This is a genomic window from Cyclobacterium salsum (assembly GCF_010119245.1).
Classification (GTDB): domain Bacteria; phylum Bacteroidota; class Bacteroidia; order Cytophagales; family Cyclobacteriaceae; genus Cyclobacterium; species Cyclobacterium salsum.
Window position 1 is genome coordinate 353,575 of the sequence record NZ_WNKG01000005.1, and the last position, 19,911, is coordinate 373,485.

Here is a 19,911-nt window from a genome sequence, read left to right on the forward strand (position 1 = left end):
ATTTGGATGCCGCTAAAGATAGGAGAAATCTAATTCGATTAGTGCATTGATAATAAGCGGGAGTAGCTCAGTTGGTAGAGCGGCAGCCTTCCAAGCTGCAGGTCGCGGGTTCGAGCCTCGTCTCCCGCTCTATGCTTTAAATAGGGCATAAAACTGGATGTAAAAAGCCGACGTAGCTCAGTGGTAGAGTGCTTCCTTGGTAAGGAAGAGGTCACGGGTTCAAATCCCGTCGTTGGCTCTGAACATTTCAAACATTTAATGAAATTTAATCTTTAACTAAACAGAGGATTTTCACGCATGGCAAAAGCAACCTTTGACCGTTCCAAACCCCACGTTAATATAGGTACGATTGGTCACGTCGATCATGGTAAGACTACTTTGACTGCTGCCATTACCACTGTATTGGCCAGAAAGGGTCTTTCTGAATTAAGAGACTTTGCTTCCATCGACAACGCGCCGGAAGAAAAGGAAAGAGGTATTACGATCAATACCTCACACGTAGAGTATCAAACGGAGTTAAGGCACTATGCCCACGTTGACTGTCCAGGTCACGCTGACTACGTAAAAAACATGGTTACTGGTGCTGCCCAGATGGACGGTGCAATTCTTGTAGTTGCAGCCACGGATGGTCCAATGCCACAAACCAGAGAACACATCCTGCTTGCTCGACAGGTAGGAGTACCCGCTTTGGTGGTATTCATGAACAAAGTAGATTTGGTAGATGATCCCGAACTGCTTGAATTGGTGGAAATGGAAGTAAGGGAATTACTTTCTTTCTATGAGTTTGATGGAGACAACATTCCTGTGATTGCAGGATCAGCCCTGGGAGCCCTTAACGGGGAAGCCAAATGGGAAGATGCGGTAATGGAATTAATGACAGCAGTGGATGAGCACATCCCACTTCCTGAGCGAGCCATCGACAAAGATTTCCTGATGCCTGTAGAGGACGTATTTTCTATCACTGGTAGAGGTACCGTTGCTACCGGAAGAATTGAAAGAGGAGTTGTTAACTCAGGAGAAGCAGTTGACATCATCGGTATGGGAGCGGAAGGACTAAAGTCTACCGTTACTGGTGTTGAGATGTTCCGTAAAATTCTTGATCGCGGTGAAGCAGGTGACAACGTAGGATTGTTGTTGAGAGGTATTGAAAAAGCGCAGATCAAGAGAGGGATGATTATTTGTAAGCCCGGATCTGTTACGCCTCATGCTCATTTCAAAGCGGAAGTTTATGTACTTTCCAAAGAAGAGGGAGGTAGACATACACCTTTCTTCAATAAGTACCGTCCTCAATTCTATCTAAGAACTACTGACGTGACAGGAGAGATAAAACTTCCTGAAAACGTTGAGATGGTGATGCCAGGTGATAACGTGACTATTGAAGTATCACTTATCAATCCGGTGGCCTTGGAAAAAGGACTTCGATTTGCAATCCGAGAAGGTGGCAGAACGGTAGGAGCCGGACAGGTAACTGAAATTTTGGACTAATCTTGATTTACTGATCATAGTACGAATGCGATCCTGATATTAATTGGGATCGCATTTGTTTCTTTGGCCTTTTATCACTACTTTTGCGTTCCTTAATTGAGGGTCGTAAAATACGGGCGTAGTTCAATGGCAGAATAGCGGTCTCCAAAACCGTTGATGGGAGTTCGAATCTCTCCGCCCGTGCAATCAACTAAGGGTAAAACCATGTCAGAAGCGTTGGAATCAATGTTTTTGGAAGCAAGTTAAAAGTACGGACCCATCTTCATGGCCTGAGGGTACGGGAAGGGGTTCTTTGTTAACCAATTTTACAAGGATGAATGTTAAAAATTTTGTAGTCGAATCCATCGATGAGATGAAAAACAAGGTCACTTGGCCTAAGTATTCGTCTCTACAAAACAGCGCGGTGCTAGTGCTGGTGGCTTCCTTGATTTTCGCATTAGTCATCGGTTTAATAGACCTGACATTCGAAAATATCATGACATGGTTTTATGATTTATTCTAAAGAATTTTAAAAAACGGGATGGCAGATCACAAATGGTACGTGCTCAGAGTAGTGGCAGGTCAGGAGAAAAAAGCGAAGACTTATCTGGACAATGAAATTGCCCGTCAAAAGCTGGAGGAATTTATTCCCGAGGTTTTGATACCCTCTGAGAAAGTATATGAGATGCGAAACGGCAAGAAGCGTGTTAGGGAAAGAAACTTTTTCCCTGGTTACGTTCTGGTTAATGCGGATCTTAGTCATGGAGAAGCCAATCACGTTATTACGAGCATACCGGGAGTTATCGGTTTTTTAGGGTCAAACCAAGGGGGGGCTTCCAAAACCCCTGAGCCATTACGTCAGTCAGAGATCAATCGGATTTTAGGTCGGGTTGAAGAGATTGATGAGTTTGCAGAAAAACTAGATACACCATTTATAGTTGGAGAGACCGTAAAAGTAATGGACGGTCCCTTTAGTGGTTTCTCGGGTGTGATTGAGGAAGTGTTTGAAGACAAGAAAAAGCTTAATGTTATGGTTAAGATTTTCGGCCGAAACACTCCCGTTGAGTTAAACTTTATACAAGTAGAAAAACAAGATTAGGAAATGGCTAAAGAAATCTCTGGTTATCTAAAACTACAGGTTAAAGGTGGCCAGGCAAACCCATCTCCTCCAGTTGGTCCGGCCCTTGGTTCAAAAGGGTTGAACATCATGGAGTTCTGTAAGCAGTACAATGCCAGAACTCAGGATAAAATGGGCCAGGTTCTTCCTGTACTTGTGACGATTTATTCGGACAAGTCATTTGATTTTGTTGTAAAAACACCACCGGCAGCTGTCATGTTGCTGGAGGCGGCAAAATTGAAAAGCGGTTCTTCGGAACCCAACAGGAAAAAGGTTGGCTCAGTGTCCTGGGATCAGGTAAAAGAAATTGCAGAAGTGAAAATGCCTGATTTAAATGCTTTTAAGGTAGATTCCGCCATGAAAATGATCGCGGGAACTGCCAGAAGTATGGGCCTCACAGTTTCAGGAAAAGCTCCTTGGGAGGAATAATACGTAAAAAATGGCTAAGTTAACAAAAAGTAAAAAAGAAGCTCTTTCTAAATACGACCCTAGCCAACACTATTCCCTGGCAGAGGCTTCTTCAATTGTTAAGGAAATTTCAAAGACCAAATTTGATTCCTCAGTAGACCTGGATATTCGTCTGGGAGTGGATCCACGAAAAGCTGATCAGATGGTCAGAGGTGTAGTGGCCCTTCCTCATGGAACAGGCAAGGAATTGAAGGTATTGGTGCTTTGCAGCCCTGACAAAGAAGAGGAAGCCAAAGAGGCTGGAGCCGATTATGTTGGTTTAGACGAGTACATTGCTAAAATCGAAGGGGGATGGACTGACATGGATGTCATCATTACCACTCCGAATGTGATGGCTAAAGTAGGTAGATTGGGTAGGGTTTTGGGTCCGAGAGGATTGATGCCAAATCCCAAATCCGGTACGGTGACCCTCGATGTAGGGAAAGCGGTTAAAGAAGTAAAAGCTGGTAAAATTGACTTTAAGGTAGATAAGTTCGGTATTATTCATGCAAGCGTAGGAAAGGTTTCTTTCAGTCCTGAAAAAATTCAGGAAAATGCACGCGAGCTGATTTTAACGATCTCAAAGTTGAAACCATCTGCCTCAAAAGGCACTTATTTCAGAAGCATTCATTTATCCAGCACCATGTCTCCGGGTATCGTGATCGATAAAAGTAGTATTCAAGGTATATAATTATGACGAGAGAAGACAAAAAAACCATAATTGAAGAACTTACCGACAAACTGAAGACTACTCCGCATTTTTATATTGCCGATGCTTCGGGATTCAGTGTTGCGCAGGTAAACAGTTTCAGGAAGATGTGTTTCGATAAAGGGCTTGAATACAGGGTTTATAAAAATACCCTGATCAAGAAAGCCCTTGAAAATATGGAGGCAGATTATGCTGACTTCGCCGAACAAACGCTGAAAGGCTTTTCCGGTATCCTGTTTTCACAGGAGATTGGTAACCTTCCTGCGAAGGTAATTCTAGATTTCAGAAAGAAACTGGGGCCTAAAAACAAGCGTCCCTTGTTCAAAGGAGCGTCCGTTGATGGAGATCAATTTCTAGGTGAAAACAACCTGGAAGTGCTTTCCAATCTGAAGTCAAAAGAAGAACTGGTCGGAGAGGTTATCAGTTTACTGCAATCTCCTGCCACCAATGTGCTATCAGCACTTCAGAGCGGAAAACATACGCTTGCAGGTCTCGTGAAAACGCTGGCCGAAAAAGAAGCTTAAAAAAATCATTCAAATTAGTAAAAACAATCAATTTAAATAGTTAATACAATGGCAGATCTTAAAGCATTCGCTGAGCAGTTAGTTAATTTAACTGTAAAAGAGGTAAATGAGTTAGCCGCAATTTTAAAAGATGAATATGGTATCGAACCTGCCGCTGCTGCCGCTACTGTAGTAGCTGGAGGTGGAGCCGCTGGCGAAGGTGCTGCTGAAGAAGAGAAGTCTTCTTTTGATGTTGTCTTAAAAGCTGCAGGTGGACAAAAATTGGCGGTAGTTAAACTTGTTAAGGAATTGACAGGTTTGGGACTAAAAGAAGCCAAAGAAGTCGTAGACAGTGCTCCTAAAGCAGTTAAAGAAGGAGTAAGTAAAGAAGAAGCGGAAGCTCTTAAAAAGCAACTTGAAGAAGCTGGAGCTGAAGTTGAGCTTAAATAGAATTGAATAGCCAACTCCGATTGGATTTGGTTAATCAGCATTAGACCTGACTTATCAGTCAGGTCTTTTCCTGTTTATGGACGGTAAATAAATTGCACTTTTTTAAGTGTAAATTGTCCTATATTTATAAAAACTTTCACTAAAATTATATACTGCCTTGGCTATCCAGAATCAAACCGAAAGGAAAAGTTTCTCATCCATAAAGGTAGTCAAAGACTATCCGGATTTCTTAGATATTCAGCTGCAATCTTTTAAAGATTTCTTCCAGCTGGATACTCCTGCAGAGAAAAGAAGGCAGGATGGTCTTTTCAAGGTGTTCTCTGAAAATTTTCCCATCAGTGATTCCCGGGAAAATTTCACCCTTGAATTTATCGACTATACCGTAGATCCTCCCAAATACAATGTTTCCGAAAGTATTGACCGTGGTCTGACTTATTCAGTTCCCTTAAAAGCAAAATTGCGATTGCTCTGCTCTGATGAAGACAACGAAGATTTCGAAACCATCGAGCAGGAAGTGTTTCTAGGAAACCTTCCCTACATGACCGAGAAGGGATCTTTTGTAATCAATGGTGCAGAGCGCGTTATTGTATCTCAGCTCCACCGGTCACCAGGTGTTTTCTTTGCTCAAAGTAAACACACCAACGGTACCAAGCTTTATTCTGCCCGGATCATTCCTTTTAAAGGTTCCTGGATAGAATTTGCTACGGATATCAATAATGTCATGTATGCGTACATCGACCGGAAAAAGAAATTCCCGGTTACCACCCTTTTACGAGCCATCGGATATGGATCTGATAAGCAGATTCTGGATTTGTTTGGTCTTTCCGAAGAAGTGGAATCCAATAAGTCTAACCTTAAGAAAATCATAGGCAGAAAATTAGCTGCGCGTGTTTTACGGACCTGGGTAGAAGACTTTGTCGATGAAGATACCGGAGAGGTGGTTTCTATCGATAGGAACGAAGTCTTATTGGAAAGAGATAGTATCCTTACGGATGAAGATATCGAGTTGATTTTGGAATCGGGCACCAAAAGCGTTATTCTCCACAGAGAGGACGTTAATATTGCCGATTATTCCATCATTTATAATACCCTACAGAAAGATAACTCCAACTCTGAGAAAGAGGCAGTAGAAGTAATCTACCGGCAATTACGGAATACCGAAGCTCCGGATGAAGCGACCGCAAGGGAGGTAATTCATGGGTTGTTTTTCTCTGATAAGCGGTACGACCTGGGAGAAGTAGGCAGGTACAGGATAAACAAAAAACTCGGACTGGATATTGATTCTGAGAAAATTGTGTTGACTACCGAGGATATTATATCCATTGTAAAATACCTGATCGGGCTTATCAACTCCAAAGCGGTGGTCGATGATATTGACCACTTGAGCAATCGTCGTGTAAGAACGGTAGGCGAGCAGCTTTACAGTCAGTTTGGTGTCGGGTTGGCACGAATGGCCCGAACAATCCGCGAGCGGATGAATGTTCGGGATAACGAAGATTTCAAACCGGTTGATCTGATTAATGCCAGAACGCTTTCTTCCGTGATAAACTCCTTCTTTGGTACCAACCAGTTGAGTCAGTTTATGGACCAGACCAATCCCTTGGCCGAGTTGACGCACAAAAGAAGGTTATCTGCCCTGGGTCCTGGTGGACTTTCCCGGGAACGGGCCGGATTTGAGGTGCGAGACGTGCACTACACGCACTACGGTCGTTTGTGTACCATCGAAACCCCGGAAGGACCCAATATTGGATTGATTTCTTCTCTTTGTGTACACGCAAAGGTTAATAGCATGGGCTTTCTGGAAACTCCCTACCGAAAGGTTAGTGAGGGTAAAGTAAGTATGAATGCTGAAGACATCGTATTCCTTACGGCTGAAGAAGAGGACGACAATAATATTGCGCAGGCCAATGCGCCCTTGGATGGAAAAGGAAACTTTGTGAATGATAAGGTGAAAGCCAGGTTTGAAGGTGATTTCCCGGTCTTGGAACCGAAAGAAATATCCTATATGGACGTGGCACCCAACCAGATTGTTTCGGTGGCCGCTTCCCTGATTCCGTTCCTGGAGCATGATGATGCTAACCGGGCCCTGATGGGGTCCAACATGCAGCGGCAAGCCGTTCCATTGTTAAAGGCAGAGGCACCGATCGTCGGTACCGGACTGGAAGGAAAGGCGGCAATCGATTCACGTTCGCTGATTCTTGCAGAAGCAGACGGAGTCGTAGACTACGTTGATGCCGAAAAGATCATCACCAAGTATGAACTTTCCAGCGATGAATTGCTGGTGAATTTCAGTGATGAGTATAAAACCTATGACCTGATTAAATTCAGAAGAACCAATCAGGACACTACAATAAACCTTACCCCAATAGTCTTAAAAGGACAAAAGGTCAAAAAAGGACAGGTGCTCGTGGAAGGGTATTCTACCAATAAAGGAGAACTTGCTTTAGGCAAAAACCTGTTGGTCGCCTACATGCCTTGGCAGGGTTATAATTTTGAGGATGCGATTGTAATATCCGAGCGGGTGGTGCGTGAAGATGTCTTCACTTCCATCCATATTGAGGAATTTCAGTTAGAGGTCAGGGACACGAAGCGCGGAGAAGAAGAGCTCACTTCAGAAATCCCTAATGTATCGGAAGATGCCGTTAAAAACCTGGACGAAAACGGCATTATCAGAGTCGGATCGGAACTAAAAGAAGGAGACATTATCATTGGGAAAATTACTCCCAAGGGTGAAACAGATCCTACTCCGGAAGAGAAACTGCTACGGGCCATATTCGGTGACAAGGCAGGTGACGTAAAAGATGCCTCTTTGAAAGCCTCTCCTTCCTTAAATGGAGTGGTGATTGAGACCAAGCTGTTTTCACGGCCGAAAAAGGACAAGGACCTTCGGGCGAAAGCGAAAGCGGAAGTAGAAAGGTTAAAGCAATCTTACAGCAAGGATTTACTCGTTGTTCGGGCTCGAATGATCGAAAAACTGGTGCAGATTCTTGAAGGGAAAGTTTCCAATGGCGTTCGTCATAAGTTTGGAGATGAGATCATCAGCAAGGGAATGAAGTTCAATTACCAAAACATTGAGAACAACTTATTCCCGGCGAAAAACCCATACAGGGACGAGAGTAATTACAATGTGGCTGAGGAGGTAAATCTGATATCCGATATTATTTTGGATGATTGGACCGACGATGCCCATGCTAACGCGCTTGTGCAAAAGTTGGTTAAGAATTATACCAATACCCGTAACGAAATTTCAGGAATTTTCAAGCGTGATAAGTTTACCCTTGAAGTAGGAGATGAATTACCAGCCGGGATTGTTCAATTGGCGAAAGTTTACGTAGCTAAGAAGCGAAAGCTAAAAGTTGGCGATAAAATGGCCGGTAGGCACGGAAACAAAGGGATCGTGGCCCGTATCGTTCGGGATGAGGACATGCCCTTCCTGGAGGACGGTTCTCCTATGGACATTGTACTTAACCCGCTTGGTGTACCGTCGCGGATGAATATTGGTCAGATATTCGAAACGGTTTTGGCCTGGGCAGGCAAGGAATTAGGAAAGACCTATGCCACTCCAATATTTGACGGAGCGACTACCGATGAGGTAGCTGCCGAATTGGATAAAGCAGGGCTTCCTTCTTTTGGAAGGACCTATCTGTTTGACGGACTGACCGGTAAGAAATTTGATCAACCCGTCACCGTGGGCGTTTCCTACATGTTGAAACTCGGTCACCTGGTGGACGATAAGATGCACGCCCGATCCATCGGACCCTATTCGTTGATAACCCAGCAGCCTTTGGGTGGAAAAGCCCAATTTGGAGGTCAGCGTTTCGGAGAAATGGAAGTTTGGGCACTGGAGGCTTTCGGCGCGTCGCACGTGTTGAGAGAAATCCTAACCGTGAAATCCGATGATGTCATTGGCAGGGCCAAAGCCTATGAATCCATTGTTAAGGGTGAAAATTTACCAAAAGCAAACATACCAGAGTCTTTCAATGTATTGGTACATGAACTCAGGGGACTTGCATTGGAAATTACGCTTGACTAACTTAGAAACCAATAGGCCTTTCGGGGCCATCAAATACACAAAAAAACTATGGCGTTCAGAAAAAATAAGAAACTAAACAACGACTTTTCCAGAGTCACCATTAGTTTGGCTTCACCAGAGTCCATCCTGGACAGTTCGCATGGGGAAGTTACACAGCCAGAAACCATCAATTACAGGACCTACAAGCCCGAAATGGGCGGATTGTTCTGTGAGCGAATATTTGGACCGGTTAAGGATTGGGAGTGTCATTGTGGGAAATACAAGCGCATACGATATAAAGGGATTATTTGTGACCGCTGCGGCGTGGAAGTCACGGAGAAAAAGGTAAGAAGAGAGCGAATGGGACACATCGAATTGGTGGTTCCGGTGGCGCACATATGGTATTTTAAATCCCTGCCCAATAAGATTGGTTACCTGTTGGGTTTGCCTACCAAGAAGCTCGATCAGATCGTTTACTACGAACGGTATGTAGTCATTCAGGCCGGTATTAAAGCGGATGATGGCTTACAGTACCTGGATTTCCTTACCGAAGATGAATACCTGGACATCATGGATAAGCTTCCCAAGGAAAACCAGATGATGGACGATGATGATCCCAATAAATTTATTGCCAAGATGGGAGCAGAGGCGTTGGAAATGCTTTTGGCTAGATTGGATTTGGATGATTTGTCTTACAGTTTGCGACATCAGGCAGCGACCGACACTTCCCAGCAGCGAAAAGCAGAGGCGTTGAAGCGATTGAAGGTAGTGGAAGCATTTCGAGATGCCAGGACCCGAATCGAAAACCGTCCGGAATGGATGGTCGTTCGAATGGTTCCAGTGATTCCGCCAGAACTTCGTCCTTTGGTTCCCTTGGATGGAGGAAGGTTTGCCACTTCCGATTTGAATGATTTGTACCGTAGGGTAATTATTCGAAACAACCGACTGAAGCGACTCATAGACATCAAAGCTCCTGAAGTGATTCTTCGTAATGAAAAAAGAATGCTTCAGGAGGCGGTAGATTCCTTATTCGATAACTCCAGAAAAGTAAATGCCGTAAGATCCGATGGAAACAGGGCTTTAAAATCCCTTTCTGATATGTTGAAAGGAAAGCAAGGCCGGTTCCGCCAGAACCTTTTGGGTAAACGGGTGGATTATTCCGGTCGATCTGTCATTGTCGTAGGTCCTGAATTGAAGTTGCACGAATGTGGGCTTCCCAAAAATATGGCTGCGGAATTGTTTAAGCCTTTTATCATCCGAAAACTCATCGAAAGAGGAATCGTAAAGACGGTAAAGTCTGCTAAGAAGATAGTAGATAGGAAAGATCCGGTGGTTTGGGATATCCTGGAAAATGTATTGAAAGGACACCCCGTTTTGCTTAACCGGGCACCAACGCTACACCGGTTGGGAATACAGGCATTCCAGCCCAAGTTGATTGAGGGTAAAGCCATACAGTTGCACCCATTGGTATGTACTGCCTTTAATGCTGATTTTGACGGAGATCAAATGGCGGTACACGTTCCGTTGGGACACGAAGCCATATTGGAGGCATCCACGCTGATGCTCTCTTCCCATAATATTCTTAATCCCGCGAATGGGGCTCCTATCACCGTTCCTTCTCAGGATATGGTGCTTGGATTGTACTATGTGACCAAGGGAATGAAATCTACCGAGGAGTTTCCGGTAGCAGGAGAAGGCATGACCTTCTACGGTCAGGAAGAGGTGTTGATCGCCTTAAATGAGGGAGCCATATCCAAGCATGCGCACATAAAGTGTAAAGTGAAGGTACGGAACGAGGATGGAACGCTTTCTGAAAAAATTGAAGATACTGTGGCTGGCAGATTGATTTTTAATCAATTTGTGCCGGAGCAGGTAGGTTATGTGAATGAATTGCTGACCAAAAAGAAATTGCAGCAGATCATTGCAGAGGTTGTGAAAATTTGTGGCATTGCCCGTTCCGCTCAGTTTCTGGATGATATCAAGCATTTGGGATTCCAGATGGCATATCAGGGCGGTTTGTCCATGGGATTGGACGATGTGATTATCCCCGAAGACAAAGAGCCACTGATAGAAAAAGCCAAAAGTGAGGTAGACCAGGTATGGAACAATTACCTCATGGGCCTGATTACAGACAATGAGCGGTACAATCAGGTAATTGATATCTGGACCCGAACTAATTCTAACCTGACGAATATATTAATGCGTCAGATGGAGGAAGATAATCAGGGTTTTAATGCCATCTATATGATGATGCACTCGGGAGCCAGGGGTTCGCGAGAGCAGATTCGACAGTTGGGAGGAATGAGAGGGCTGATGGCCAAGCCACAGAAAAACCTACAAGGTTCTGTGGGAGAAATCATCGAAAACCCCATTTTGTCTAACTTTAAAGAAGGGTTGGACGTATTGGAGTATTTTATCTCTACACACGGAGCCCGAAAAGGTCTTGCGGATACGGCACTAAAAACTGCCGATGCAGGGTACCTGACCCGAAGATTGGTGGATGTGGCGCAGGACATGATTATTTCCGAAGAAGACTGCGGAACCCTTAGAGGGTTGGTCGTTCAGGCATTGAAAGACAACGATGAAATCGTTGAGCCGCTATCTGAGCGTGTAGTAGGAAGGATCGCTGTTCACGATGTGATTGATCCGATTACCGATGAGGTAATCATCGAATCAGATGAGGAAATCACGGATGTAGTGGCAAAAGCCATTGATGAATCGGCTGTTGAGGAAGTGGAAATCCGTTCGGTACTCACCTGTGAAACGCGCCGAGGAGTATGTTCAAAATGTTACGGACGTAACCTTGCCACTGGCAAAAAAGTGCAGGTGGGCGAGTCCGTAGGGGTAATTGCTGCTCAATCGATCGGGGAACCGGGAACTCAGCTAACCTTACGAACCTTCCACGTAGGTGGTACCGCTTCGAATATTTCCGTAGAAGCCAGCATTAATTCTAAATTCGATGGGATCATTGAGTTTGAAGAAGAATTAAGATGGATAAAGACAACCAACAAAGATGGAGAAGAGGTTTCCATCGTAATGGGAAGATCTGGTGAAATAAAGGTAAATGATGTAAAATCAGGTAAGACGCTTGTTTCTAACCATGTCCCTTATGGTGCGATCCTGAATGTAACGGATGGGCAGAAAATCGGCAAAGGTGAATCATTGTGTACCTGGGATCCTTATAATGCGGTGATCCTTTCCGAATTTGACGGAAAAGTTGATTTTGAGGCGATTATTGAAGGGGTTACCTACAAAGAAGTAGCGGATGATCAAACCGGATACCGGGAGAAGGTAATTATTGACACCAAGGATAAAACCAAGAACCCTGCAGTAGTGGTGGATCATGGTGAGGAATCCAAATCGTATAACATCCCGGTGGGAGCGCACCTGTCGGTAGAAAAGGGAGAAGAGGTTAAGGCTGGTCAGATTCTGGTAAAAATACCTCGATCGGTGGGTAAGACCCGGGATATCACCGGAGGTTTGCCTCGAGTAACCGAGTTATTTGAAGCGAGAAATCCTTCCAATCCTGCGGTAGTATCCGAAATAGATGGCGTGGTAATTTACGGCGGTATTAAAAGAGGAAACCGGGAGATCTTCATTGAATCCAAAGACGGCGTTAGAAAGCGATACATGGTTTCGCTTTCCAAGCATATTTTGGTTCAGGAAAATGACTTTATCCGTGCCGGAGAGCCCTTGTCAGATGGTGCCATTACGCCAAACGATATCCTTTCAATCAAAGGCCCTACGGCTGTTCAGGAATACCTGGTAAATGAAATCCAGGAAGTATACCGATTGCAGGGCGTGAAGATCAATGATAAGCACATTGAAGTGATCGTGAGCCAGATGATGCAAAAAGTAGAAATTCTGGATGCGGGGGACACCGGGTTTTTGCAAAACCAGATTGTCGACAAGTGGGCGTTCCGTGAGGAAAACGACATGATCCTTGATAAGAAGGTGGTCATGGAATCGGGTGATTCTGCCACGTTGAAACCGGGAATGATCATCACTGCCAGAAGGCTACGGGATGAAAACTCAAGTCTGAAGCGGAAGGATATGAAGCTGGTTCAGGTTCGGGATGCGCAAACGGCCGTTTCGCAGCCTACCCTGCAAGGTATTACGGCCTCTTCTTTGGGTACGGAAAGCTTTATTTCCGCCGCTTCCTTCCAGGAGACTACCAAAGTCTTGAGTGAAGCAGCAATCCGAGGAAAGCGAGACGAGCTGTTGGGCTTAAAAGAAAACGTGATCGTTGGTCACTTGATACCAGCAGGTACCGGACAGCGGAAATTTAATAATTTGATCGTGGGATCCAAGGAAGAATACGAAATGCTAGTGGCTGAAAAAGAGAGCAGCAGCAAGAAGGTTCGGGAGACCATTAAGTAAAATAGAAAGTACAGCGTAAAAAGGCCTGCACCAGACGGCAGGCCTTTTTTTATTTCTAAACCGGGTACCAAACACCTATGGAAGACGATAAGACACCTGATAAAGAGCAACAGCAGATCAATGTGGAGTTGAGTGATGAAGTAGCAGAGGGGATTTACTCCAATCTGGCGATGATTGCCCATTCTAATTCGGAGTTTGTAGTGGATTTTATCCGGCTGATGCCGGGTATTCCGAAGGCCAAGGTTAAATCCAGGATCATCATGACCCCGGATCATGCCAAACGCCTGCTATTGGCTTTGAAGGATAACATTGAAAAGTACGAAAAAGCCTTTGGTAAAATTCAAGGGGGAAACGAGGCTCCTAAATTCCCACTGAATTTTGGTGGTACAGCAGGAGAAGCTTAGAAGCGGGTTCTGGTTTATCCCCTGGGAGTCGTCCGAAAAAGGGCTGGTCGGAGTGGGTTAAAATATAACTCCTTAATTTTGTTTGTTTTATTGATTTGGTTACCTTTGCAATCCGAAATTTATAAGTTTAAAAGCAGAATAATTAATTTATCTATTAATGCCTACTATACAACAGCTAGTTAGAAAAGGTAGAACCACTCTTGAGAGCAAATCCAAGTCAAGAGCTTTGGATGCCTGCCCTCAACGGAGGGGCGTGTGCACAAGGGTGTACACCACCACGCCAAAGAAGCCTAATTCTGCCATGAGAAAAGTGGCCAGGGTTAGATTGACCAACGGTAAGGAAGTCAATGCCTACATCCCCGGAGAAGGACATAACCTTCAAGAACACTCCATTGTACTGATCAGAGGAGGAAGGGTTAAAGATCTGCCAGGGGTGCGATATCACATCATCCGTGGTGCTTTGGATACTGCAGGAGTGAAAGACCGTAAACAAGGGCGTTCCAAATACGGAGCGAAGCGACCAAAGGCCGCCAAAAAGTAATTAAAAAATGATAGCATAAAATGAGAAAAGCGAAACCAAAAAAGAGGTATATTCTTCCTGATCCCAAATTCAATGACACTTTGGTCACCAGGTTTGTCAATTGTTTGATGGTAGACGGTAAGAAAAGTATTGCTTACAGGATCTTCTACGATGCCATAGAAAAAGTAGAAGAGAAAGTAGGTGAGAATGGTCTTGAGGTTTGGAAAAAGGCGCTTAACAATATTACTCCAGCTGTAGAAGTGAAGAGTCGTAGGGTTGGTGGAGCTACTTTCCAGGTACCTTTGGAAGTAAGACCAGAGCGAAAAATATCCCTGGGAATCAAGTGGATGATCACCTTTGCAAGAAAAAGAGGAGAAAAGACGATGATGGATCGATTGGCTGGAGAAGTCATTTCAGCATCTAAAGGTGAAGGAGCCGCAGTCAAGAAAAAAGACGATACGCACAGGATGGCAGAGGCCAATAAAGCATTCTCGCATTTTAGATTTTAATAGATAATGGCTAAAAAAGACTTAAAATATTTAAGAAACATTGGTATCATGGCTCACATTGACGCCGGAAAGACGACCACTTCCGAGCGTATTTTGTATTACACCGGGCTATCTCATAAGATCGGTGAAGTACATGATGGAGCGGCTACCATGGACTGGATGGAGCAAGAGCAAGAGAGAGGCATTACCATTACCTCTGCGGCTACCACTACCAAGTGGAAGTACCCCACGATCCAGGGATTGGCCAATGATGATACCAAAGATTATCAGATCAACCTGATTGACACGCCCGGTCACGTGGATTTCACGGTAGAAGTAGAACGTTCGCTTCGCGTATTGGATGGGGCGGTGGCCTTGTTCTGTGCCGTATCGGGTGTAGAACCCCAATCGGAGACCGTTTGGAGACAAGCTGACAAGTACCATGTTCCAAGAATTTGCTTTGTCAATAAAATGGACCGGGCAGGAGCAGATTTTTTTAATGCGGTTGCTGAAATAAAAGAAAAACTAGGTGCCAATCCGGTTCCACTTCAAATCCCTATAGGAGCTGAAGATACCTTTAAAGGTGTGGTCGATCTGATTACGAACCAGGCTGTTGTTTGGAATGAGGAAGACCAGGGCATGACTTATAAAGTGATCGATGTTCCGGAAGATCTAAAGGAAACCGTTGCGGAATACAGACAGAGTCTGGTAGAGCAAGTGGCTTCCTATGATGAGGCATTGATGGAAAAATTCTTTGAGGATGAAAACTCCATCACCAAGGAAGAAATGATGGCTGCCATTCGAAAAGCGGTGATCAATATGGATTTCTCCCCTGTACTTTGTGGTTCTGCTTTTAAAAATAAAGGAGTACAGGCCTTGTTGGATGCGGTCATTGCTTACTTGCCTTGTCCGTTGGACTTGCCAGCGGTAAAAGGAACGGATCCTGATACTGAAGAAGCCGTACTGAGGCATCCTGACAGTGATGATCATTTTGCTGCGTTGGCATTTAAGATTGCCACAGATCCTTTCGTAGGCCGGTTGGCTTTTATGAGGGTGTATTCGGGCAAACTGGAAGCCGGATCCTATGTGTTCAACACCAGAACAGATAAAAAGGAACGGATATCCAGACTGCTACAAATGCACTCCAATAAGCAAAATCCGATTGATAGGGTTGAAGCAGGAGACATCTGTGCCGGTGTGGGTTTTAAAGACATTAAGACCGGAGATACCCTATGTGACGAGAAGCATAAGGTGGTCCTGGAGGAGATGACATTCCCTGAGCCGGTAATCGGATACGCCATTGAAGCCAAAACACAAGCCGATGTGGATAAATTGGGTATGGCCATTTCCAAATTGGTAGAAGAGGACCCCACCTTGCATGTAAATACCGACCACGAAACGGGTCAGGTAATTCTTCGTGGAATGGGAGAACTTCACCTGGAGATCATCATTGACCGCTTGAAGCGGGAATTCAAAGTAGAGATCAATCAGGGTGCTCCTCAGGTAGCCTATAAGGAAGCCTTGTTTACTAGCGTAGAGCATAAGGAAGTTTATAAAAAGCAGACAGGTGGTAAAGGTAAATTTGCCGATATCGTCTTTGAAATGGGGCCAAGAGAGCCGGAACCAGAGACCAATGAAATTAAACCTGGTTTGGATTTTGTCAATGGCATCGTTGGTGGGGTGATTCCGAAAGAATTTATTCCTGCTATTCAAAAAGGATTTGCGGATGCGATGAAAAACGGTCCGTTAGCTGGTTATCCGATAGAGGCTATGAAAGTACGCTTGTTCCACGGTTCTTTCCACGATGTGGATTCGGATGCTATTTCTTTTGAAATGGCTGCCAGAATTGGTTTCAAGGAAGCTGCCAAAAAATGTAAGCCTCAATTATTGGAGCCCATTATGGCAGTGGAAGTAGTATCCCCTGATGAATACACAGGACCTGTTACCGGTGATCTTAACCGTAGAAGGGGGCTTATGAAAGGAATGGATACCAAAGGTGCAGCCACGGTAATTAAGGCTTCTGTTCCATTATCCGAATTATTTGGATATGTTACTGATCTAAGGACCATCTCCTCAGGAAGGGCTTCTGCTTCGCTTACCTTTTCACATTATGATCCCGTTCCAAATAACATTGCTGAGGGCATTATTGCTAAAGTAAAAGGAGAGAAGGCATAAATTTATCTAAAATGAATCAGAAAATCAGAATAAAGTTAAAGTCATACGATCACAGTCTGGTGGATAAGTCATCGGAGAAAATCGTCAAAGCTGTCAAATCTACGGGTGCCGTGGTGGTAGGGCCCATTCCCCTTCCTACCAAGAAAGAGAAATTCACCGTATTGAAATCTCCGCACGTGAATAAAAAGGCCAGAGAGCAATTTCAGCTTTGCACGTATAAGAGACTTGTGGATATTTATTCCAATAGTTCTAAAACCGTTGATGCCTTGATGAAAATTGAACTTCCTAGTGGAGTGGATGTAGAGATCAAGGTTTGACCTTCTCGGAGCATACGATATGAAAGCCCGTACCAAAGATGGTACGGGCTTTTTTCGGTTCGTTAGATTTGCTATGATGTTGATCGACGGAAAATATTCTCTTGTAAACAGGGCTAGTAGTAGCTAATTGTTTGAAAATATTCAGGTTGCGGTTTGCAAGCTGAAATTAAATTACTAACTTTGCAATCCTTTAAAAGGGCACAGGTGTGTAAATGCTTGTGTATCATCGTATATTATATATCCAAAGATGTCTGGAATAATAGGTAAGAAAATCGGAATGACTAGTATTTTTAGTGCCGATGGACGTAATGTCGCATGCACGTTAATAGAAGCTGGTCCTTGCGTAGTAACGCAAGTAAAAAATGTTGAATCAGACGGGTACAACGCTGTACAATTGGCATATGGGGAGCGTAAAGAGAAGAATACGCCCAAACCATTGATTGGCCACTTTAAGAAGGCTGGCACCACGCCAAAACAGAAAGTTGTTGAATTCAGGGATTTCAGAGTGGAATTCGAAGGCCAGGTGGACATGGGTAAAACCGTGATATCCGATCAGGTTTTTATAGAAGGAGACTTTGTGGATGCCATCGGAACTTCCAAAGGAAAAGGTTTTCAGGGGGTGGTAAAGCGACACGGCTTTGGCGGTGTGGGTGGAGCTACTCACGGACAGCATAACCGGCAAAGACACCCCGGCTCCATAGGTGCCTGTTCCTGGCCCTCCAGGGTTTTTAAGGGCATGCGAATGGCCGGAAGAACCGGAGGAAACAGGGTCAAAGTACTCAATTTGAAAGTACTTAAAATTTATCCTGAAAAAAACCTGCTGTTAGTAAGTGGGTCCATACCGGGAGCCAAAAATTCTTTTGTGATTCTAGAGAAGTAAGAAGATGGAATTAACAATATTAAAACAAACCGGTGAAGATACCGGAAGGAAAATAACGCTTTCGGAGGATGTTTTCGCTCTGGAGCCTAACGATCATGCCATATACCTGGATGTCAAGCAATACTTGGCCAATAAGAGACAGGGAACGCATAAATCAAAGGAACGAGCTGAAATCACTGGTTCTACTAAGAAAATCAAGAAGCAAAAAGGTACAGGCGGTGCCCGTGCCGGATCTATCAAATCTCCCATTTTCAGGGGAGGGGGTAGGGTATTCGGACCGAGACCCAGAGATTACTCTTTTAAGCTGAATAAAAAACTGAAGCAAGTAGCCAGAAAGTCTGCCCTTTCCTATAAAGCGAAAGAAAACGGACTGGTAATTTGCGAAGACCTGGTTTTTGATGCACCGAGAACCAAGGAATATATTAAGCTGCTTGCCAACCTATCCTTATCGGATAAGAAAACACTTCTGGTCGTAGCGGAAAATAACAAAAACCTTTATTTGTCTGCTCGGAATTTGCAAAAAACCAAAGTCCGGATGGTGAATGAATTGAACACGTATGAGTTGCTGGACGCTGATAGTCTGGTTCTTTGTGAAGGTGCAGTGAGTAAATTAGAAACCCTTTTATCGAAGTAAAATCATGGATATATTAAAAAGACCTTTGATTACAGAAAAGATCTCGGCCATGAACGAGCGTGGTGTCTATGGTTTTGTTGTAGAAAAAACTGCAAAGAAGCCACAGATCAAGGCTGCTGTTGAAAAAATATACGGGGTCAAGGTAGTGGATGTGCGGACAATGCGCTATGCTGCCAAGAAAAAGACCCGGTATACAAAAGCTAAGATTGTTTCCGGATATACCAATACATTCAAGAAGGCAATCGTGCAGGTGGCAGAAGGTGAAATCATTGATTTTTACGGAGAAATTTAATTGAATCAAAGCAATGGCAGTTAAGAAATTAAAACCTGTAACCCCCGGTACCCGATTTAGAGTAGCTCCTTCTTTTGATGAGATTACCAAATCCACACCGGAAAAGAGTCTTTTGGCTCCTTTAAAGAAGTCCGGTGGGAGAAATCATACTGGTAAAATGACTTCCAGATACCTGGGAGGTGGACATAAAAGAAAACTAAGAGTTGTAGACTTCAAGAGAACGAAGGAAGACATCCCTGCAGTGGTCAAGAGTATTGAGTACGACCCAAACAGAACCGCAAGGATTGCTTTGTTATTCTACGCTGACGGAGCGAAAGCATACATGCTGGCACCCGAAGGCCTTGAGGTAGGACAGACTGTTTTATGTGGCGAGAAGGCCAGCCCGGAAGTGGGTAATACTTTATTTATGAAGGATATTCCATTGGGTACGATTATTCATAATATTGAATTGAAGCCTGGTAGAGGTGGTGCTATGGCCCGAAGTGCGGGTGGTTATGCGCAGTTATTGGCCAGAGAAGGAAAATACGTCACAGTAAAACTTCCTTCTGGTGAAATGAGAATGGTGCTCGCGAGCTGCAAGGCTACCATTGGCACTGTTTCTAATGGAGATCACATGAACGTGGTGCTTGGAAAAGCAGGTCGAAAGCGATGGTTGGGCAGAAGACCCCGAACCAGAGGTGTGGCGATGAACCCCGTTGATCACCCTATGGGTGGTGGTGAAGGCCGATCTTCAGGAGGGCACCCTCGTTCGAGAACCGGCTTATTGGCGAAGGGTAAAAAGACCCGTTCGGACAAAAAATATTCTAATAAATTTATCATTAGCAGAAGATCTAAATAAACATGGCACGTTCATTAAAAAAAGGCCCATATATAGAGCATCATTTGGCAAAAAAGGTGGATGTCATGAACGATTCCGGGAAGAAGTCAGTGATCAAAACCTGGTCAAGGCGTTCCATGATATCTCCGGATTTTGTAGGGCATACCTTTGCCGTGCATAATGGAAACAAGTTTATCCCCGTGTTCGTGACTGACAATATGGTTGGGCACAAACTGGGAGAGTTTGCACCTACCAGAAATTTCCGTGGACACATTGCCAAAAAAGATAAAGGAAAGAGATAA

The 19,911-nt window shown here is 44.3% G+C and carries 19 protein-coding genes and 3 tRNA genes; all 22 read left to right on the top strand.

All coding sequences use genetic code 11. The annotated features are described in order from the left end of the window. Window positions 1-56 precede the first annotated feature (56 nt). The 22 genes from GJS45_RS10710 to rpsS all read left to right on the top strand — a co-directional run bounded on the left by GJS45_RS10710 (window position 57) and on the right by rpsS (window position 19,911). A tRNA-Gly gene (locus tag GJS45_RS10710) sits at window positions 57-129 on the top strand. A gap of 37 nt (window positions 130-166) precedes the next feature. After that, a tRNA-Thr gene (locus GJS45_RS10715) sits at window positions 167-238 on the top strand. A gap of 59 nt (window positions 239-297) precedes the next feature. Beyond that, complete coding sequence (gene tuf, locus GJS45_RS10720) at window positions 298-1,485, top strand: elongation factor Tu (RefSeq protein ID WP_162341752.1); 1,188 nt, start codon at window positions 298-300, stop codon at window positions 1,483-1,485. Between the two features lie 112 nt (window positions 1,486-1,597). Next, window positions 1,598-1,668, top strand: a tRNA-Trp gene (locus tag GJS45_RS10725). 130 nt (window positions 1,669-1,798) lie between these two features. After that, entirely contained in the window at window positions 1,799-1,987 is a 189-nt protein-coding gene (gene secE / locus GJS45_RS10730; protein WP_162341754.1) for a preprotein translocase subunit SecE, read from the top strand. 18 nt (window positions 1,988-2,005) lie between these two features. Further along, the gene (gene nusG, locus GJS45_RS10735; protein WP_092174265.1) at window positions 2,006-2,563 is read left to right on the top strand and encodes a transcription termination/antitermination protein NusG; all 558 of its coding nucleotides are present in this window, start codon (window positions 2,006-2,008) and stop codon (window positions 2,561-2,563) included. Between the two features lie 3 nt (window positions 2,564-2,566). Further along, on the top strand, window positions 2,567-3,010 hold the full coding sequence (gene rplK, locus GJS45_RS10740) for a 50S ribosomal protein L11 (protein ID WP_162341756.1): 444 nt from the start codon (window positions 2,567-2,569) through the stop codon (window positions 3,008-3,010). 10 nt (window positions 3,011-3,020) lie between these two features. Further along, on the top strand, window positions 3,021-3,719 hold the full coding sequence (gene rplA, locus GJS45_RS10745) for a 50S ribosomal protein L1 (RefSeq protein WP_162341758.1): 699 nt from the start codon (window positions 3,021-3,023) through the stop codon (window positions 3,717-3,719). A gap of 2 nt (window positions 3,720-3,721) precedes the next feature. Continuing rightward, window positions 3,722-4,261 (top strand): 50S ribosomal protein L10, encoded by a 540-nt coding sequence (rplJ, locus tag GJS45_RS10750; RefSeq protein ID WP_162341760.1) that lies wholly within the window; start codon window positions 3,722-3,724, stop codon window positions 4,259-4,261. 48 nt (window positions 4,262-4,309) lie between these two features. Continuing rightward, window positions 4,310-4,690: a 50S ribosomal protein L7/L12 gene (rplL, locus tag GJS45_RS10755; RefSeq protein WP_162341762.1), complete on the top strand. Its 381-nt coding sequence runs from the start codon at window positions 4,310-4,312 to the stop codon at window positions 4,688-4,690. A gap of 157 nt (window positions 4,691-4,847) precedes the next feature. After that, window positions 4,848-8,723, top strand: a complete 3,876-nt coding sequence (rpoB, locus tag GJS45_RS10760) for a DNA-directed RNA polymerase subunit beta (RefSeq protein ID WP_162341764.1) — start codon at window positions 4,848-4,850, stop codon at window positions 8,721-8,723. Between the two features lie 48 nt (window positions 8,724-8,771). Beyond that, complete coding sequence (rpoC, locus tag GJS45_RS10765; protein WP_162341766.1) at window positions 8,772-13,082, top strand: DNA-directed RNA polymerase subunit beta'; 4,311 nt, start codon at window positions 8,772-8,774, stop codon at window positions 13,080-13,082. Between the two features lie 77 nt (window positions 13,083-13,159). Beyond that, window positions 13,160-13,486: a DUF3467 domain-containing protein gene (locus GJS45_RS10770; RefSeq protein ID WP_162341768.1), complete on the top strand. Its 327-nt coding sequence runs from the start codon at window positions 13,160-13,162 to the stop codon at window positions 13,484-13,486. A gap of 157 nt (window positions 13,487-13,643) precedes the next feature. Further along, window positions 13,644-14,027 carry a 30S ribosomal protein S12 gene (rpsL, locus tag GJS45_RS10775; protein ID WP_009053171.1) on the top strand — a complete coding sequence of 128 codons (384 nt, stop codon included), beginning with the start codon at window positions 13,644-13,646 and terminating at the stop codon, window positions 14,025-14,027. Window positions 14,028-14,047: 20 nt separating this feature from the next. Then, complete coding sequence (rpsG, locus tag GJS45_RS10780; protein WP_162341770.1) at window positions 14,048-14,515, top strand: 30S ribosomal protein S7; 468 nt, start codon at window positions 14,048-14,050, stop codon at window positions 14,513-14,515. A gap of 48 nt (window positions 14,516-14,563) precedes the next feature. Beyond that, on the top strand, window positions 14,564-16,669 hold the full coding sequence (gene fusA / locus GJS45_RS10785) for an elongation factor G (protein ID WP_394366584.1): 2,106 nt from the start codon (window positions 14,564-14,566) through the stop codon (window positions 16,667-16,669). Window positions 16,670-16,680: 11 nt separating this feature from the next. After that, window positions 16,681-16,986, top strand: a complete 306-nt coding sequence (gene rpsJ / locus GJS45_RS10790; RefSeq protein WP_014020620.1) for a 30S ribosomal protein S10 — start codon at window positions 16,681-16,683, stop codon at window positions 16,984-16,986. 247 nt (window positions 16,987-17,233) lie between these two features. Further along, on the top strand, window positions 17,234-17,866 hold the full coding sequence (gene rplC / locus GJS45_RS10795) for a 50S ribosomal protein L3 (RefSeq protein ID WP_162341774.1): 633 nt from the start codon (window positions 17,234-17,236) through the stop codon (window positions 17,864-17,866). Between the two features lie 4 nt (window positions 17,867-17,870). Next, window positions 17,871-18,500 (top strand): 50S ribosomal protein L4, encoded by a 630-nt coding sequence (rplD, locus tag GJS45_RS10800; protein WP_162341776.1) that lies wholly within the window; start codon window positions 17,871-17,873, stop codon window positions 18,498-18,500. 4 nt (window positions 18,501-18,504) lie between these two features. After that, window positions 18,505-18,792: a 50S ribosomal protein L23 gene (gene rplW / locus GJS45_RS10805; RefSeq protein WP_162341778.1), complete on the top strand. Its 288-nt coding sequence runs from the start codon at window positions 18,505-18,507 to the stop codon at window positions 18,790-18,792. Window positions 18,793-18,805: 13 nt separating this feature from the next. Beyond that, window positions 18,806-19,630 (top strand): 50S ribosomal protein L2, encoded by an 825-nt coding sequence (rplB, locus tag GJS45_RS10810; RefSeq protein ID WP_162341780.1) that lies wholly within the window; start codon window positions 18,806-18,808, stop codon window positions 19,628-19,630. Window positions 19,631-19,632: 2 nt separating this feature from the next. Next, window positions 19,633-19,911: a 30S ribosomal protein S19 gene (gene rpsS / locus GJS45_RS10815; protein WP_073095400.1), complete on the top strand. Its 279-nt coding sequence runs from the start codon at window positions 19,633-19,635 to the stop codon at window positions 19,909-19,911.